The organism is Desulfovibrio psychrotolerans, assembly GCF_013340305.1.
Classification (GTDB): Bacteria; Desulfobacterota; Desulfovibrionia; order Desulfovibrionales; family Desulfovibrionaceae; genus Halodesulfovibrio; species Halodesulfovibrio psychrotolerans.
On sequence record NZ_BLVP01000008.1, the window covers coordinates 818,769 to 835,901 of the forward strand.

A 17,133-nucleotide genomic window follows, 5' to 3' on the forward strand; every position below is an offset into this window, starting at 1 on the left:
TCTTCCCGTTTTGCGTCAGGCGGTTGATATGGGCGTGTATACGGCTTGTCCTATGTAACGCGCCGGGGCTGCGCAGTAAAGCGCTGCTCCCGGCGCGGCCATGATCGCTTGCCCCTACGGGCGGGCCATGTTTTCCGCCACGTCCCGTTCAAAATCCACAAAGGCTTTTTCCAGCTGCCACTGCATACGCGCCTTGTCGCTGGCTTCCAGCAGCCGGGCGCACAGGGCCGTCTCGTGTCCCATGGGAGAATCCTTGCAGTCTCCCCCCATGATGAAGGCGGCGGGGTCCGCCCACAGGCTCGCGCCGGGAAGGAAGCTGTATTCCAGACTGTTGCGCGAAAGCGCCTTCATGTCCTGATACCCCAGCGCGTAGGTCGTGGCCGCACGCAGGTACTCGTTGGTCAGGTCAATACGCGCCACTCCCTCATCATCCGTGTTCAGCACCATGGGCACGCCGTACTTGCGGTAGACGGGGAAGGGGTGGTCCGCCCCGCGCACCCCCAGAATCTGGTCGTTGCTTGAAAGGCATATCTCCACGGCCACGCGGCGGTCGCGCATGGTGCGCAGCAGGCCGAAGGCGTTATCCTCATGCATAACGGAAACCCCGTGCCCTATGCGGCGGGCATGTCCTGTTTCCACGGCCTCACGGATATGGAACCGCAAATCCCGTGGGGGAACAAGGCCCATGGCCAGCTCGCCCGCGTGCAGGGTTATGTTGGTGCCCGTGTATTCCGGCAGGGCATGCAGGGCGTCTATCATGCGCATGTGCAGGGTATAATCCCGCAGCGCGGTGGGGTAATCTTCCGGTGCCACAAAGTTGAAGGCAACCACATACGGGTCGTGACGCACCAGTTCAAAGCTGTAGGCAAGCTGGGCGAACACCTGTTCCGGAGACGAATTGCGGTGTATCTGCTGGATGAACCGAACGGAAACGTCCGGCACGGGGGCCGATGCCCCGCCCGCAAGCCCGGGCTCATCTTCCAGTCCGGCTTGCAGCAGGAACCGGGTTTCGTCCAGCAGGGCGCGGCGGGCCGCCACGGAATTTTCTATGGATTCAAACAGCCCCGCCTGTCGCAGGGCATTCAGTGTATCTTCCGCGTTGCCGGACCATCCCACCGATGTTGCAATATTCTTCAGCGTGACGGGGTAGATGGAGTCCATGACCTCAAGGTGCAGAATATTCTGGCTCGCCGCGCGGCGTATGACGGAAGCCAGCATGTCCGCACCGCGCCCCAGTTTGCCCGCATTGAATTTGGCGAACGAACTGAAGAACTGCTCATGCCCCCACATGCGCGAAACAGAGTGTATGTCGCGGGTAGAAAGCGCGTTTACGGCATCGGCGTACAGCGTGTTGTCATGAAACAGGCGTTCGGCGGGCACGCTGCCCTGCGGGCACGGGTCCTGCGCCGTGGATTTATTGGACGGAGCATCAGGGCTTAGGATGGTAAAGGTGGCGGTGTCTATGCAGCGTCCGTCCTCCATGGCCCATTGCAGATAGTCTTCGGCATAGACGGCACCGGAAAGATGCGTGTGCAGGTCTGCCCCTTTGGGCATTGCGTCCAGAAATGCCCGCATCATGGGCGGGCTGTGGCGAACGGATTCAAAAAACTGGATGGTGGATTTCTCATTCTGCGACAGGGCAGGCTGGCTCATTCCCTGCGCGGGAAGCAGCATGAGGACGGCCAGCAGCAGGAAGTAAACCGCACTATGGAGCCGGTTATGGGCGGATGGGCGGGACATGAAGGTTCTCCTGAAGGCGTGATTCTGTTGAAATATTCAATTCCGCAGAAGGTCAGACGTTGCGCAGCAGCCGGACAACCAGTGCGCGGCTGTTTTCCTCTGCCTGCCGTATTTCATCAGGCGTCATTCCCGCGCCAAGGGCAATGGCCTTGCGTTTGTCGCGGGAAACGAAATCGCTTGAGTGATGGGCATCGTTGTTAATGACAAGTTTCGTGCCGCACCGGCGCGCGGTGACTGCCACATGGCCGTTGGCAAGGGCGTGGCCGGGGCGGGTGGTAATTTCCAGCAGCACGCCCCGCTCGGCAGCGAGCACGGCTTCCTGCTCGGTAATGAGGCCGGGGTGGCACAGTATATCCGCTCCGCCCTCAATGGCGGCGAGGTTGGTCCCTTCTTCAACTATATCGGCCAGCGTCTGCCCGTGCACGCTGACAATGTGTGCCCCCATGGCGCGTGCTTCACGTATGGCGTCCGGCACAAGCGCGGCAGGCACATGGGTAAGCTCCACACCGGCAAAGAGGTCTATGCCTGCATACGGGCCGTAGGCACGCACCATGGGCAGCAGGTTTTCCAGCACATGCCGCATGTTGCTGGCATCCACATGGTCGGTAAAGGCTATGGCGCGGTATCCGGCAGCCTTGGCGTAGCGCATGGCTACTGCCGGAGAATTTTTCCCGTCGCTGAAGTACGTGTGCACATGCAGGTCTATCATGCGGTATTATCCGTTGCGTCTTGGGTTCCGGAAAGGAGGTTCATTGTACAAATATGCGCGGACCCGGCCAATATACGCCAGAGCCGGTACGGTTGCAAACGAAACGGCCCCAAGACCGTTGCCGGACGGGGGCCGCTGCGTGCAGAGCCGTTGAGTCTGTCTCTTCGTGTCCCGTGCGGTGTTCGCACCGGGGGGGGGGAACGCCTTTTCCGCAGGCCTTCAGGCCTTCAGGGCGCCAGGGCGTTCAAAAGGGAGTGACGCAGGGGCAGGGGCTATTCAGACCTGCTGCGCACAAACGCGTAGTGAGCCATGCGGCAGGCCGGAATACTACGCAGCATCACTGCGGATTCCCTTTTCTCAACGCCCGGTCATGCCGCCATTTCCCGTATGGATGAGGTAAGAAGCGCCGACATGGCGTCCATGGCCCCCGACTGAGCGCCGTACGCCTGTTCCGCTAATCTGCGTGTGAACATGCTTCCCGTATCGCCTGCCCCGGAGGTTTCTCCGGATTTGCCGATCAATCCCTGCATCATGGCCTGCCGGAGTTCGTCTGCGGAAACAATGCCGTCCTTGTTCAGGTCCAGTTCATCGTATTCCTCTTCGGAAGATCCGGTGCCGGAAGCCGCCGCACCGGGCATGCCTGCCGTTGCTGCTGTTCCGGCAGCGGCGGTCTGCGTCTGTGCGGTTTCAAGCTGGCTGTTCAGCGCATCGGTGAGCTCTGCCGTGGTTATGGCTCCATCGCCGTCGGCATCCAGTGAGCCGAAAAGGTCTTCATCCAGCCCGCTTTCCCCGGCACTGAGCATGCCGTCGCTGTCCGTATCCAGAGCAGAGATGAGCGATGCGGCAATCTTGTCCGTATCCAGCCCGAAGGACTGCATCGCCATGGCAAAGGCTCCGGATTCCTGCCTGCGCTGTTCCTCTGCGCTCAACTCCCCGGCGGAGAGAAAGCCGTCTCCGTCCGTGTCAATGCTGTCGAACTGTTTCTGGTCAAAATCCGTCTCGCCCATGGCAAGCAGACCGTCACTGTCCTTGTCATGGTCCGTAATGAACGATTGTGCAAACCGTTCCGTGCTTTCGGTATCCGTCTGCTGTGCCTGCCGCTGGGCAATTGCCTGCGCCAGCAGCTGGGCAAGGCCGCCGGATGACCCGGACCCGCTTACTCCGTAAATGGACATAGCCTGTACCTCGCTGTTCTCCTCGGTTCTTTGTTGAACGCGCGTCGCCGGGGGGAAACATTTTCCGCTCCGGCGTCCGGAGAAATGGCGTGCAAGAGTCCAGCCGGGGTGTATGGAGAAGTGTCGGGCAAACCATTAAGAATGGTTAAGAAACCTTAAGGTTCTGCAGGCGGTGGGAAGTGGGGGGGGACGGAGCGGTCCCAAAAGCAGAAGGGAAAAGCCGTACCGGAAAAATTGCGCCGGGGCATCCTTAAGGGCTGACTGGCCTTGTATGGAGGAGTAACCATGCAGGGCGGCGGGAACAATTACATCTTGGTCTTTATGTCCGGTTCCATCTGGCGGAGCATATCCGCAAGGCTTTCATCATCCTGCGGCTCATCGGAAGACGTGGCGGCGCGGGAAGCAACGTCCGTTGCCTTGTTTGCCGGACGCAGGCCGGAAGGACGCCCCTTCCCCATCCCGCGGGAGGCGCGGACCATTTCTGCGGCGGCATCGGCAGGTTCCTGCAGGCGGTCACGCTCTTCTTCTGTGGCAGGCTCGGTGGAAGGGCGCAGATTTTCGCGCAGCGCGGTTTCCAGCACATGGTCGTGCACCAGAATAGGCACCTGCGCACGCAGTGCCAGCGCCACCGCGTCAGAGGGGCGACAGTCCACCCTGTGCGTGCTCTCGCCTACGCCGAGCGAAAGTACCGCAAAGTAGGTTCCTTCCTGCAAAGCCACTATTTCCACGCCCAGCAGCACCGTGCCGGATTCCTCCAGGGTGCGCAGCATAAGGTCGTGGGTCAGGGGGCGGGGCACGGCAACCTCGTTCAGGACCACAGAAATGGCCATGGCTTCCATGGCTCCTATCCAGATGGGCAGCACCTCACTGCCATGCACATTTTTCAGTACAAGGATGGGTGCCTTGGTCTGCTCGTCAAGGGTAAGCCCGGCTACGTGCATGACTACCATGGATCACCAACCCCTTCTCCCGTCAGGGAGTGCTTCTTGGCCTCGCAGATGCGTACAGACATGCATTTGCCCTGCATATTCATCCCTTCCGGCAGGCGCACATGCACAAGTTGCCCGTAGACATCCCGTCCCTGCCACGTTTCGCCGCCTGCGGGTGCCTGTTGGCCTGCGGCCTCGCGCATATCGCCCGCATCCGCCGTTCCCGCCGTACCCTTCGGCGAATCGGGCGTTTCGGGCACCATCTGGCCCGTCTGACGCCTGCTCATGCCTTCAAAGAGAACATCTACCGTCTTTCCTACCATACTTTGCAGAACCTGTTCAGTATATTCCGACTGCCAGTCCTGATACCGTTGCAGGCGGTCCTGCATGACCTCTTTGGAAACCTTGTCGGCCAGCATCTCCGCCTTGGTTCCGGGACGGTCGGAGTAGTTGAACGAGAAAGACTGGGCAAAGCCTATCTCTCTGGCTGCGGCAAGAGTCTGCTGAAAATCGTCTTCCGTCTCGCCGGGAAACCCTACGATGATGTCTGTGGTCAGTTGCAGGTCGGGCCGTGCGGCGCGCAGCTTGTCCACAATGGAACGGTAGCGCGCCATATCGTACTTGCGGCCCATGCGTCTGAGAACCTCATCAGAGCCGGACTGCATGGGCAGGTGCAGGCGTGGGCAGATGTTCGTGCGGCTGCCAAAGGCCTCAATCACCTCGTCCGCTATGTCCTTGGGGTGCGAGGTGACAAAGCGCAGCCGGAGCAGTCCCTCTGTATCCGCCACGCTGTGCAGCAGTTCCGCAAAAGAGGTGCCGTCTCCGTGGGCGTCCTGCCCGAAGGAGTTCACGTTCTGTCCCAGAAGGGTGATGTCGCGTGTGCCCCTTGCCGCCATGGCGCGGCATTCTTCCAGTATGGCTGCGGTGGAACGCGACTTCTGCCTCCCGCGGGTGTAGGGCACAATGCAGTAAGCGCAAAAGTTGTCGCACCCCTGCATTATGTTCACAAACCCGGCAGCGGGCACTTCTCCGTCCGTCCAGTCCTGTTCCTTTTCCGGGTATTCATCGGAAAAGTCGAGCAGGCTCATGCGCAGCTGGGTTTCTTCCGTCAGGCGGTCCAGTGCCTGCGGGGCGGAAGCCAGCCCGTCGGTGCCGAAGACCAGACGCACCTGCCTGAAGCGGTTAAAGAATCCCCGTCCCACCTGCTGCGCCACGCAGCCGCCCACGGCCACAAGCACATCCTCGCGCCCCTGTGTCATGTTCTGGATGCGTCCGAGCAGGCTGTACACTTTCTGTTCCGGTTTTTCACGCACGGAGCAGGTGTTCAGAATGAAGACGGAGGCGTCTTCGGGCTTTTCAGCCTCTGTAAACCCCCGTGAAAAAAGAGAGCGGCGGAGCCAGTCAGAGTCATTGGCATTCATCTGGCAGCCAAAGGTCATTATATGGAACATGCGTTCAATCATGGTGCATCCGAATCGTTATGGGCGGGAAAAAAGGGCTGTGTCGGCAGCAAATATGCGGCGAGCACCGCCTCGGCCGGGAGCGGCCTGTGCGCGCTGCAGCAGCGGCACGAGATTGCGTGTGTCAGTTTTTGTTCCGGGCGGCCCGCTCTTCTGCCTCACGGCGCAGTTCATCTTTTTCCCGCTGGAAAATGGGGGGCAGAGGTTCGCCGGGGGCGCGCATGCCGCCTATGGCAAAGAGCGCAATGGGTACGATGAGGCACAGTATGCCCCAAAAGAAGGGGCTGCGGCCTTTTTTGTACGCCAGCCCTGCACCGAATATGCCTGCCAGCAGCCAGATAAGCCCCATGATTATATAGCCGGTTTCTGTAAAATCCAATTCTATCATATTGTTCCTATGGTTCGGCCTGTCCCGGCCAGTTCTGGCCAGTTTCGGCCCGTTTCGGGCCGGGCGGCATCGTGTCTGAATTGTGTTTGAACCGGGGTTGGGCCGGGGGGTGTCATCGCCTAGTGGAGGCGGTACTGCCATACGGCATTCCGGCATGTGGCGCAAGTGCGGCAGAGCAAAGCAAAACCGGCGCATGCCTGTGCCGCCGCATGCGCCGGTGCCAATTCATAAAGGATTCTCCCTCTGTCAGACGCCGTGACCCTACCACCTGACTGGTCTGCACCGCTGCATTTACGGCAGTGCCTTGCGGAAGGCTGCGGGAGGAACGGCGGGAAAAGGCGTGCGGGGCCTTCGGACCAGTCCGCCGGCACGTCCTTCAACGGAGCCGGGCTGCTCCTCCTGTCCACGTCCCAACAGAACCGGCACGGGTTCCCCTGCCTTGCGCATGCCGTAGATGGCCATGAGGGCAATGGGGGCAATCATGCACACCACCGCCCAGAAAATGGGATTGCAGCCTTTGTCATAGGCAAGATGCGCGCCGAGAAATCCGGCAAAGGACCAGATGATTCCCATGATAAGATAGCCCATGGGCGATACCTCATAGTCCATCATGTCCATCATCTCAATGACTTCTGCTTCAACCATTTCTACCATAGCCCACCTCCTCTTCCGGCCTCAGGCCGTTTGCCGCGTCAGGGCTGTGCGGCATTTCTCCCCGGCATGTTTGCGGGCGGCATGGTGCCGCTGCGTATGCGGGAAAGGCTGCCGGAAAACGGATACGTCGTTTCCGTTCCGCACGGAGAGGGTCCGTATCGCGGTTTCCGTTTTCTATAGTAATATCAAATAGTCGCGCGCTGCGCGTTGTGTTCTGAAGAGGGGTTGTTGTAATCATACTCAATTTTCGGCGGCTGTTCCATCTTTTTCGGATGGTAACTGCAAGCTTGCACAAGGGTACGCCGGGAGGGTATGAGAAGCGTATGCCGAGAGTAAGAAGGGGAGAGACGCGCGCGGAGTTTACAGCCTGCGGCGCATGGGCTTTCCTGCTCCAACATAAAGACACCCAAAGCGGAGGATGCCATGAAAAAGATACGTGTGCGGGGCATGCAGACCCCGGATTGTGCGGCCACGGTTTCCAAGGTCGTTTCCACGGTCAACGGTGTGGAGAACGTAAACGTGAACCTTGCCACGGGCGAAGTGACTTACGGTCCTGATGCCTGCGTGGATATGTCCATCCTCAAAGAAGCGGTGGAAAAGGCCGGATACGAAGTGGAGGAGTAACCCCCGTGCTCTCCCCGGATTTTTCCGGGGTGCGCCGTGTCCGCCTTACGGGTTTCATGGCATGGGCAGAAAAATGATCAACGGGCAGACACCGTATGGTAGCGGCGTCTGCCCGTTTCTGTCTGCTTAGTGCTGTCTGTCGGCCTTGCAGCCGGCCTTGCTGCCGGACTGGTTGCCGGATTGTCTGCCGGACTGGCTGCCCGTTGCAGTCAGCCCGTCTGCCTCTTCCGGTCTGGGGGCGTAGACGGCTCCGGTCTTCCGCAGGGGCTGAGGCAATCCCGCAGTATCCGACAGTATCCGGCAGTATTCGACAGTAGCCCGCACAGGCAGGGGCTGTGTCCGGGCGGAGCTGGCTAGCTGCCGAAAGCGGCGGCGTAACGCGCTGCGAACTGCTCCATGGTAAAGCAGTGTTCCTGCGTGCCGTAATGTTCAATGCAGAAGCTGGCGCAGACCGCGCCCATGCGCGCGGCGTCTTCCACAGACCTTCCTTCCAGAATGCCCTTCACCAGCCCTGCACGGTAGGCGTCTCCCGCTCCGGTGGGGTCCTGCACGCGCTCGGGGGCAGCAATGCCCACCTCAATGGGCGTGCCGTTGTCAATGCGCGAGCCGTTTTCACCCAGCGTGGTAATGATGTAGGAGCACTTTTCCAGCAACTGCGCCTTGGTGCAGCCGGTGGTCTTCATGATCATTTCCAGTTCGTAGTCGTTGGAAACCAGCATGTACGCGCCGGTAATGCACTCCAGCATCTCCCCGGCAGTAAACACCGGAATCTGCTGACCCGGATCAAATATGTAGCGCACGCCCGCCGCACGGTAGGCGCGGGGCAGTTCGATCATGTCGTCCTTGTTGCCGGGCGAAACAAGGGCAATGTCCTTCTGCGGGTCAAGGGCGGAAAAGGCGTAGCCGCAACGGTTCGCCATGGCACCGGGGTTGAAGCCGGTAATCTGGTTGTCGTCCTGATCAGTGGTGATGTACGCGCCTGCGGTGAACAGGTCGTCAAACTTGCGTATGCCGTCCAGCGGCAGCCCCATGGTGCGCAGCACGTCTTCGTAGCGGTCAAAGTCCTTGCCCACGGCGGAAAGAATGGTCGGTTTTTCGCCCAGCAGCGAGAGGGTGTAGCCTATGTTGCCCGCAGTGCCGCCGCGTTTTTCCTCCAGCCTGTCAATGAGGAAGCAGACGTTCAGGATATGAATCTTGTCGGGGAGGATGTGGTCGGAAAATTTACCGGGAAAGTTCATGATGCGGTCATAGGCGATGGAACCGGAGATATAGATGGACATTGCCGTTCCTTTGAAATGCTGTGCTGCGGGTATGCTGCCGGTGCGCACGGGCGCGCGGCAGGCGGTTAAGGGATGCCGGGGCAGGGGATGCCGTATTGCGTTCAGTATCAGTCAGTGCATCTGGTTGTTCTCGGCAAGGTGTGGACCGGGCAAACCCCTGTCATGTATCCTTGCCGGGTACAGTGAGGGGAGCAGAAGGGGCACCGGAAGAAACATTGCTCGTAACACCGGAAGCTTCGCCGGACGGACGGGGGGAGGCATCGTTTGTTTCGGAGACTATCCAGTCCAGAAATGCCGCATCGCCTCCCAGTATGGGCAGGGCGATGATGCAGGGCACTTCATAGCTGTGCAGCCGCCGGACTTCCGCCGTCAGTCCGTCCAGTCTTTCCTGCGTGGTTTTGGCGATGAACGCCGTTTCCGTCTCCGACTGCACTGCACCCTTCCACCGGAAAAGAGACTGCACCGGCCCAAGAATGTTCACACACGCCGCAAAGCGTCCGGCCACAAGGGCATCGCCTATGGTTCTTGCCTCTTCGGGAGAGGCGGCGGTCATGTATACGAGCAGTGCCATGCTCTGTCTCCTGTTGCGCAGTAGCCGTACAATGCACGCGGCTGTGCCTGCGGCTGTCTATGCGTCTGTGCTTGCGGCTATGCACGCGGCTGTGCCTGCGGCATATGGATAATCCTTGCCGCAGGCACAGGCAGTGTACGTATCGCAAATTGCCCCGGCGGGCAATCCGGATGAATCGACCAGATGAACAGCCCTAGCGTACAGCCCGGATGTATCGTTCCGGCGAACTGTCCAGATGTTCAGCTCAGATGTTCAGCCCGGATGTCCAGGGCAGATGTCTAGTCCTGATGAACTATCCTGACCGGCAATACCGGCGGGCAAAGCCGCATCACTTGCAGATTTCAGGGTTCTTCGGCTCAAGCGAAGAAAGGTATGAAATGGCGCTTCCCACTTCCTCTCCCTCCAGCACGGGCTTCTTGCCTACCATGCGCTGCACAGTGGTGGTCCAGTCCGTCTCGGACTTCACGCCCAGATTTTTGCATACCCGGTTCAGGTTGTGACAGTTGGTGCAGGCACTACGCACCTTTGCGCCAATATCTTCAGAAAGGGCAGGAGACACCATGAGTCCGAAAACCAGACAGGCAATGACAAGCGGCGGAACCGATGCGTACCCGATACGGCGAAGGTTCATACATTCACTCCTTGCGGTGATAGGTCCGGTTGCCTTATGCACGAGGCTGTGCCAAAGGGAACGTTTGCCTTTCATATACAACGACTCTCATTTTCTGTCAGCAGGTACGGGAAAACATGCTTGAAAAATCAGAAAGGGCCCTGCTGGTGCTGCAACGGCTGCATGCCCGGTATCCGGAACCGGAAACGCATCTGGTGCACGCCTCGCCGTGGCAACTGCTTGTGGCCACCGTGCTTGCGGCGCAGTGTACAGACGAGCGCGTGAACAAGGTCACGCCGGAACTGTTCCGCCGCTGGCCCGGACCGGCGGAGCTTGCGCGTGCGGATGTGGCGGAACTGGAGACGGTTGTGCATTCCACCGGCTTTTACCGCAACAAGGCGAAGAATCTCATCGGCGCGGCCGAGCGTATTATGCGGATGCATGGCGGCGAGGTGCCCCGCACCATGGAGGAGTTGGTGGCCCTTCCGGGGCTTGCGCGAAAGACCGCCAACGTGGTGCTCTGGGGCGGCTTCGGCATAAACGAGGGCATGGCCGTGGACACGCACGTCAAGCGCATCGCCTTCCGCCTTGGGCTGACGGAATCAGACAATCCCGTTGTGGTCGAGCGCGACCTGCTGCCGCTGTTCCCGGCGTCCGAATGGGGTAATGTGAATCATATGCTGGTGTGGTTCGGCAGGCATGTGTGCGATGCGCGCAATCCCGCATGCGGTATGTGTGAAATGCAGGATATCTGCCCGCGTTGCGGGGTGGCGGAACGGAAAATGAAAGACTCTGCGGACCAAGACAAAAAGCCCTCTGCCGGGCGCGGAAGCAAGCCTTTGGCAAAGCGGGGCAGGCGATGATCCGTTCCACCTTCTGTCATTTGCAGGGCGTGGGCGGCGGCGCGGAGCAGCGGCTGTGGGATGCCGGGCTCCTCACGTGGGAAGATGCCCTGCATGCGGTGCGGCAGGGCAAGCTGCCCGTGCGCAAACCCTCCCCTGAACAGTTGCGTGCCCTGCTGGAAGATTCCGCGCAGCATCTGGCATTGCGCGATGCGGCATGGTTCGGCGCCCGCATGCCCGCCAACCAGCAATGGCGCCTGCTGCCGGAATTCATGGATTCCGTGGCCTGCGTGGACATAGAAACCACAGGCCTTTCATGGCCGCACGCCCACATCACCACCATCGCGCTGTATGACGGAACCTCCGTGCGCACTTACGTGCACGGCGAGAATCTGGAAGCCTTTGCAGAAGACATCGCCCGCTACGACCTGCTCATCACCTTTAACGGCAAGTGCTTCGACGTGCCGTTCATAGAGCGTAGCTTCGGCATTACCCTGCGCTGCGGCCATGTGGACCTGCGCTATGTATTCAAGGCCTTGGGATACTCCGGCGGCCTGAAGCGTGTGGAAAAGGTGCTGGGCATAGACCGGGGCGAACTTGACGGGGTGGACGGCTTTCTTGCGGTGCTGCTGTGGCGGCACTACCGGCGCACGGGCGACAGGCGGGCGCTGGAAACCCTGCTCGCCTACAACGTGGAAGATGTGCTCAACCTGTTGCCGCTGGCGGTATGGGCATGCAACAGGCATATGGAGTCTACGCCCCTGTCGGATCGTTACAGGTTGCAGGAGCCGCCGCAGACCGAGAATCCGTTTGCTGCATCGTCCGAGATACTCTATACTGTTACTCAAGGTGCGTGATGTGGTAGGCATGTAAAGGCGGTGTCCCGCATCTGATGAAGGTCGGTTGCCCGGAACCGTGCATCGGGCGGATCATATCAGCCGTGGAAAGTGACTGTTACCGGGCATTCAGGGCAGGGGGGCGCGGCGCGTGGTCCGTGTCGGGGTAGATAATAAAGGGGTGAACCGCCATGACGCAGAACAGTATTCTGCTTGAATCAGGAACCAACGAGCTGGAAATCATAGAATTCTTCATTGCCGAAGAAGATTCCTCCGGCAGACAATACACGGGCTATTACGCCATGAACGTGGCCAAGGTTCTGGAAATAATCCGCAAGCCCGATGTTACGGGCATGCCGAGCAAACACCACGCTGCCGCGCTCGGCACCTTTAACCTGCGGGGAAGGGTCTTGCCGCTCGTAGACCTTTCCGTCTGGCTGGGCAAAACCATGGTAACGTCGCAAGCCAACAAGGTTATTGTTTCCGAGTTCAGCGGCGTGGTCACAGCCTTTCTGGTTTCCGGCGTTACCCGCATCCATCGCCTCAGCTGGAGTCAGGTGGAAGCGCCGGGTGAGCACATGCGCGCCTTCAGTCAGGACTCCATCACCGGCGTGGTGCGGTTTGAAGACCGCATCCTGTTCATTCTGGATATGGAGAAGATCGTCGCCTCCATGAACCCGCGCCTGCGCATGGACCACACCATAAAAGACATGCCCCCGGAAGAGACGGATGAGGAATACCGCGCACTGGTGGTGGACGATTCCAGCTCCATCCGTAATATGATCGTGCATACTATGGAAAAGGCGGGTTTTGTCTGCACACAGGCGTTCAACGGCGCCGAGGCGTGGGATATGGTGCAGGCATGGAAACGCCGTGCCGAGGAGCAGGGCAAGCCCCTCACGGATTTTGTGGATCTGATTGTTTCCGATATTGAGATGCCGGAAATGGACGGCCACAACTTCACCAGACGCGTGAAGCAGGACCCTGTGCTGCAGAAGCTGCCCGTCATCCTGTTCTCATCACTCATCACAGAAAGCCTGCGGCACAAGGGCGTTGCGGTGGGGGCAGACGATCAGGTTTCCAAACCGGACCTGCCCTCGTTGACCGAGCGCGCCAAGGGGCTTATCCGCAAATATCACGGCAAATAGCCGCGCCCGCGCACCGTACGGCTGGCAAACGATACAATGGCTCCGTGCCCACAGGCGCGGGGCCTTTTCGTTACTGTTGCAACAGCGAGAACCAGTACTCAGCCTGCTTGGCGTAGTTTTCCACGCAGCTTGCGGCGTCCATGTCCGTAAGGGCAAGGTCTTCGGCGATAAATGTGTAGCGCTCCGGGTTGCTGCCGTAAATGAGGCAGGCAATGGCTTCAAACCTGTGCTGGTCAAGGCTGTGCTCGGTCATGGCATCCAGCATGGCGGAAGACTGCCCGGGAGTCTGGCCGGAAGTCTGGCCTTCAGGTTCAGGAATACCCTGCGGCCATTCGCCCAGCTCCTCTCTCTCCGCAGCAAACAGAGAGAAGGCATCTGCCGCGTTCAACGCAATGTCACCGCCATTTTCATAGGATTCTATGAGCAGAATGGCGGCAAGAGAATCCACCGCATCCTCTTCTCCGCCGGTTACGGAAATGTTCAGCATGTCTATGATGGCGTGCCCGATCTCGTGGAACAGGGTATGCAGCACCGCATCAAGCGTTGCCTGTTCCAGTGCCTGCGGGCTGTCCGTGTAGCCGTTCCTTGCAAACAGGTTTTGCAGCTCAATGACAAAGGCGTAGGGAAAATGGATCTCCGCCGGACGGTTGTGCAGCGCCGGGGCGTACTGCGGCCCTTCCTGCGTTCCGAAGCGTATCACCACATCGTGGGGCAGACAGTTCAGGTCGTTGATAACCCGCGCCACCTCGCGCCCGATGTTGTTTTCGCGCAGCAGTTGCACTATGCGCGCTTCCTCCCTATCGGCCCGTTCATACGTAACGCGCACAGACCCGCGCTGGGCGGAGAACGCCGGCGCTGCGAGAAGCAGGGCAATCAGTATGAGCGGAAAGGAAACGGAGCGCACACGTAACCTCGTGAGGATGGAGCAGGGGCCCGGTATGGAAAAAGCCGGGGCGTTCCCCGGCTCATGGTGAAGCATATTCCTGTGTCGTTGTCTACAGCAACCGTACACGTCTGTCCGCGGGCCATATCTGTTCTGCCAACAGCCCTGCAGCAGATCATTGTCCGGTGTGCCTTTTCCGCCGCCGTTTGGCGGCGGAAAAGGCGGAACACTGTCGGTTACACCTTGGCTGCGGTGCGCAGGTCGTCCACGGCGTTGGTGTGTTCCCACGTAAATTCGGGCAGTTCGCGGCCAAAGTGCCCGTAGCAGGAGGTCTTTTTGTAGATGGGGCGCTTCAGGTCCAGCGTTTTGGTGATGCCGTAGGGGCGCAGGTCAAACACTTCCTTCACGGCCTTGGTCAGCACTTCATCCGGCACCTCGGAGGTGCCGAACGAGGTCGCCAGCACAGAAACAGGCTCGGCCACGCCGATAACGTAGGCAATCTGCACTTCGCAGGAGGGAGCAAGTCCGGCTGCCACCACGTTCTTGGCAATGTAGCGGCCCATGTACGCTGCGGAGCGGTCCACCTTGGAGGGGTCCTTGCCGGAAAACGCGCCGCCGCCGTGGTGGCCCATGCCGCCGTAGGTGTCCTGAATGATTTTGCGTCCGGTCAGGCCGCAGTCGCCCATGGGACCGCCGATAACGAACCGGCCCGTGGTATTGACGAAGATGCGGGTGGCGCTGTCCAGCAGGTCGGCAGGCAGGGTCTTGCGGATAACCTCGCGGGTAATGCCGTCCACAATCTCTTCCTGCGTCACATCAGGGGAGTGCTGGGCGGATACCACAACCGTGTCTATGCGCACGGGCTTGCCGTTCACATATTCAAAGGAAACTTCGGTCTTGCCGTCGGGGCGCAGGAAGTTCAGAACACCTTCTTTGCGCACGCGGGTAAGCGTCTGGGAAAGCTGGTGCGCCCAGTAGATGGGAGCGGGCATCAGGGTGGGGGTTTCATTGCAGGCAAAGCCGAACATCATGCCCTGGTCGCCTGCGCCCTGTTCTTCAGGGGCGCTGCGGTCCACGCCCTGTGCAATGTCGGGCGACTGCTTGTCTATGGAGGAAATAACCGCGCAGGTATCGCAGTCAAAACCCATGGCGGAGCTGGTGTACCCAATTTCGCGGATGGTTTCGCGCACCACCTGCGGCAGGTCGGCGTAGCCCTTGGTGGTAATTTCACCGGCGATAACGGCCATGCCGGTGGTCACCAGGGTTTCGCAGGCCACGCGGGAATTGGGGTCCTGTTCAAGCAGGGTGTCCAGCACTGCATCGGAAATGGCGTCTGCCACTTTGTCCGGATGGCCTTCCGTCACGGATTCGGACGTAAAATGATACTTGCCGTTCTTGTTGATCATCATAGCGGGGAGTCCTCCTGAGCGGTTTCCGCGTTTGTTTTTTCTTTGTTTCCGTTCCTGTCACGCTTGTCCGGGCTGAGTATGCCCCCGGACATAAGTACCTTGAAGGCGTCCTCCACTCCCATTTCAAGAGGGATAACATCCTCTTCCGGCACCATCAGATAAAAGCCGGACGTCGGGTTGGGGGTTGTGGGAACAAAGATATTCAGCACATGCTTTGCCGTTTTCTGCTGAATCTCTCCCACGGCCACGCCGGTGACGAACCCGAGCGTGTACAGTCCCTTACGCGGATACTCTATAAGCACCACGCGCTTAAAATCTTTGGTCCCGCCGTTGCATATGGTTTCCACAAGCTGCTTTACGGCTTTGTAGAAGCTGCTGACAAAGGGAATGCGGTATAAAACGGCATCCCACAGGGCCACCAGCTTGCGCCCCAGCAGATTGCGCACCAGAACACCCGTGACCAGCAAAACCACCAGCACCAGAATAAAGCCCAGTCCCGGCACCTTGTACGGAAGAAACTCTTCCGGCCTGTAGGCAGGCGGGATAAGCAGCAGCGACTTGTCCACCCAGCGCACAACCATGCGCAGGATGAGAAACGTAGATACCAGCGGAACCAGAAACAGAATGCCCGCAAGAAGATTGGCCTTGATGAAGCGGCGGATGCCGCTGATTATCCCTGTTTTTTCCTGTGGCGCCTGTATCATGCATGCACCCTCCGGTCCGAAGGCCGTTTGTGCCGTATGCGTACCCGGTTCTTCAGTATCTAGCTGCCCATAAGTATGTTGTCTATCAGTCGCGCTTTGCCCAGCCGCACCGCCACGGCGCACAGCACCTGGCCGTCCATGCGGGTGACCGGAGCAAGCGATTCCGGGTGCACAAAGGCCAGATAATCCTCAGTGCCTGCGGGCAGGTGCTCACGCCAGTAAGTGCGTATGGCTTCCGCCAGCGTTGCGGTATCCTTCTCGCCCCGCGCCGCCATGTCTGCGGCAAGGCACAATCCGGCACGAATGGCCGGTGCCTGCCTGCGTTCATCGGGCAGAAGATAGACATTGCGCGAGCTTAAGGCCAGACCGTCTTGCTCACGCACAATGGGTCGTCCCTCCACATGTACCGGCACGTTCAGGTCGCGCGTCATACGCCTGATGATGGCAAGCTGCTGCCAGTCCTTCTGTCCGAAAAAGGCCATGTGCGGCAGCGTGAGCATGAACAGTTTGAGCACAACCGTGCAAACGCCCCGAAAGTGTGTGGGCCGCGTCAGTCCGCACAGGCCGCGGGCAAGTTCGGGCACTTCCACCCATGTGGCGTGGTCCGCCTCATACATGGTTCCGGGGGCGGGCATGAAAAGCACGTCCACGCCTCTGGCGGAAGCCACGGCGGTATCCCGGTCATGGTCGCGCGGGTAGGCTTCCAGATCTTCTCCGGGGCCGAACTGCGTAGGATTGACAAACAGCGTCACCACTACCTTGTCCGCTACGGTGCGTGCGTGCTCCATCAGGCTTTCATGTCCGGCGTGAAAAAAGCCCATGGTCGGAACCAGCGCAATACGCTGGCCCTGCGCCCGCCACTGCAGGCAGGTCTGTTGCAACTGTGAAGGGTCTGTAATTATCTGCATATCAAGTTATCCGCATATGGTTGTGTAGCATATATACTGGCCCAAATGGTTTGTCCAGAAAAATCAAATCAACATAACAGACTGAAAAGAAAGCATTTGTCGCCAAAGAGTGCCGCATTGGCCTAGTGTACACTATTCGGGGCGAATCGCCATCCTTCAGGCGGTTCTGTTTGCATGATGGAGCGTGAGCGGGTACTCACAGCGAGAGCGCGCGTCTCCTTGCGGTTGGCCGATGCGTCTTGCATCATCGGTTCAGAACTGGC

Annotated in this window: 19 protein-coding genes; 4 read left to right on the forward strand and 15 right to left on the reverse strand. The window is 59.5% G+C overall.

Features of this window, described 5'->3' with window-relative positions; all coding sequences use genetic code 11:
• Positions 1–114 precede the first annotated feature (114 nt).
• The 7 genes from HUV26_RS11280 to HUV26_RS11310 all read right to left on the reverse strand — a co-directional run bounded on the left by HUV26_RS11280 (position 115) and on the right by HUV26_RS11310 (position 7,055).
• Positions 115–1,740: an adenosine deaminase family protein gene (locus HUV26_RS11280; RefSeq protein ID WP_174410186.1), complete on the reverse strand. Its 1,626-nt coding sequence runs from the start codon at positions 1,738–1,740 to the stop codon at positions 115–117.
• Positions 1,741–1,792: 52 nt separating this feature from the next.
• Positions 1,793–2,449: a histidinol phosphate phosphatase domain-containing protein gene (locus HUV26_RS11285; RefSeq protein WP_174410187.1), complete on the reverse strand. Its 657-nt coding sequence runs from the start codon at positions 2,447–2,449 to the stop codon at positions 1,793–1,795.
• Between the two features lie 368 nt (positions 2,450–2,817).
• A complete protein-coding gene (locus tag HUV26_RS11290) occupies positions 2,818–3,624 on the reverse strand; it encodes a hypothetical protein (RefSeq protein WP_174410188.1) in 807 nt (268 codons plus the stop codon).
• Between the two features lie 305 nt (positions 3,625–3,929).
• Positions 3,930–4,574 carry a bifunctional nuclease family protein gene (locus HUV26_RS11295; RefSeq protein WP_174410189.1) on the reverse strand — a complete coding sequence of 215 codons (645 nt, stop codon included), beginning with the start codon at positions 4,572–4,574 and terminating at the stop codon, positions 3,930–3,932.
• Positions 4,568–6,016 carry a tRNA (N6-isopentenyl adenosine(37)-C2)-methylthiotransferase MiaB gene (gene miaB / locus HUV26_RS11300; RefSeq protein WP_174410190.1) on the reverse strand — a complete coding sequence of 483 codons (1,449 nt, stop codon included), beginning with the start codon at positions 6,014–6,016 and terminating at the stop codon, positions 4,568–4,570. Before miaB ends, HUV26_RS11295 begins: the two co-directional genes overlap by 7 nt.
• Before the next feature lie 121 nt (positions 6,017–6,137).
• Positions 6,138–6,401: a hypothetical protein gene (locus HUV26_RS11305; RefSeq protein WP_174410191.1), complete on the reverse strand. Its 264-nt coding sequence runs from the start codon at positions 6,399–6,401 to the stop codon at positions 6,138–6,140.
• Between the two features lie 291 nt (positions 6,402–6,692).
• Complete coding sequence (locus tag HUV26_RS11310; RefSeq protein WP_174410192.1) at positions 6,693–7,055, reverse strand: hypothetical protein; 363 nt, start codon at positions 7,053–7,055, stop codon at positions 6,693–6,695.
• Between the two features lie 423 nt (positions 7,056–7,478).
• On the opposite strand from HUV26_RS11310, the gene HUV26_RS11315 reads away from it, so the two are divergent.
• Complete coding sequence (locus HUV26_RS11315) at positions 7,479–7,679, forward strand: heavy-metal-associated domain-containing protein (RefSeq protein WP_174410193.1); 201 nt, start codon at positions 7,479–7,481, stop codon at positions 7,677–7,679.
• A gap of 126 nt (positions 7,680–7,805) precedes the next feature.
• Here HUV26_RS11315 and HUV26_RS11320 read toward each other — a convergent pair whose 3' ends face one another.
• The 4 genes from HUV26_RS11320 to HUV26_RS11335 form a co-directional block, all read right to left on the reverse strand.
• Positions 7,806–7,955, reverse strand: coding sequence for a hypothetical protein (locus HUV26_RS11320; RefSeq protein WP_174410194.1), 150 nt, complete (start codon positions 7,953–7,955; stop codon positions 7,806–7,808).
• Positions 7,956–8,032: 77 nt separating this feature from the next.
• On the reverse strand, positions 8,033–8,959 hold the full coding sequence (locus tag HUV26_RS11325) for a carbohydrate kinase family protein (RefSeq protein ID WP_174410195.1): 927 nt from the start codon (positions 8,957–8,959) through the stop codon (positions 8,033–8,035).
• A 160-nt stretch (positions 8,960–9,119) separates the two neighbouring features.
• Positions 9,120–9,530 carry a divalent-cation tolerance protein CutA gene (gene cutA, locus HUV26_RS11330; RefSeq protein WP_174410196.1) on the reverse strand — a complete coding sequence of 137 codons (411 nt, stop codon included), beginning with the start codon at positions 9,528–9,530 and terminating at the stop codon, positions 9,120–9,122.
• 328 nt (positions 9,531–9,858) lie between these two features.
• The gene (locus HUV26_RS11335; protein ID WP_174410197.1) at positions 9,859–10,161 is read right to left on the reverse strand and encodes a hypothetical protein; all 303 of its coding nucleotides are present in this window, start codon (positions 10,159–10,161) and stop codon (positions 9,859–9,861) included.
• Between the two features lie 116 nt (positions 10,162–10,277).
• On the opposite strand from HUV26_RS11335, the gene nth reads away from it, so the two are divergent.
• From nth to HUV26_RS11350, 3 genes are all read left to right on the forward strand, one after another.
• Positions 10,278–11,003, forward strand: a complete 726-nt coding sequence (gene nth / locus HUV26_RS11340) for an endonuclease III (protein WP_174410198.1) — start codon at positions 10,278–10,280, stop codon at positions 11,001–11,003.
• A complete protein-coding gene (locus HUV26_RS11345; protein ID WP_174410199.1) occupies positions 11,000–11,839 on the forward strand; it encodes a ribonuclease H-like domain-containing protein in 840 nt (279 codons plus the stop codon). The genes nth and HUV26_RS11345 overlap by 4 nt, the downstream gene beginning before the upstream one ends.
• Positions 11,840–12,009: 170 nt before the next feature.
• Positions 12,010–12,966 (forward strand): chemotaxis protein, encoded by a 957-nt coding sequence (locus HUV26_RS11350; protein WP_174410200.1) that lies wholly within the window; start codon positions 12,010–12,012, stop codon positions 12,964–12,966.
• Between the two features lie 70 nt (positions 12,967–13,036).
• Here the strand turns inward: HUV26_RS11350 and HUV26_RS11355 are convergent, their stop codons facing one another.
• From HUV26_RS11355 to panC, 4 genes are all read right to left on the reverse strand, one after another.
• Positions 13,037–13,945, reverse strand: coding sequence for a DUF4344 domain-containing metallopeptidase (locus HUV26_RS11355; RefSeq protein ID WP_174410201.1), 909 nt, complete (start codon positions 13,943–13,945; stop codon positions 13,037–13,039).
• A gap of 140 nt (positions 13,946–14,085) precedes the next feature.
• Positions 14,086–15,255 (reverse strand): methionine adenosyltransferase, encoded by a 1,170-nt coding sequence (metK, locus tag HUV26_RS11360; RefSeq protein ID WP_174410304.1) that lies wholly within the window; start codon positions 15,253–15,255, stop codon positions 14,086–14,088.
• Complete coding sequence (locus tag HUV26_RS11365; RefSeq protein WP_205245139.1) at positions 15,255–15,962, reverse strand: DUF502 domain-containing protein; 708 nt, start codon at positions 15,960–15,962, stop codon at positions 15,255–15,257. Before HUV26_RS11365 ends, metK begins: the two co-directional genes overlap by 1 nt.
• A 59-nt stretch (positions 15,963–16,021) precedes the next feature.
• Complete coding sequence (gene panC / locus HUV26_RS11370; protein WP_174410202.1) at positions 16,022–16,870, reverse strand: pantoate--beta-alanine ligase; 849 nt, start codon at positions 16,868–16,870, stop codon at positions 16,022–16,024.
• Positions 16,871–17,133 lie beyond the last annotated feature (263 nt).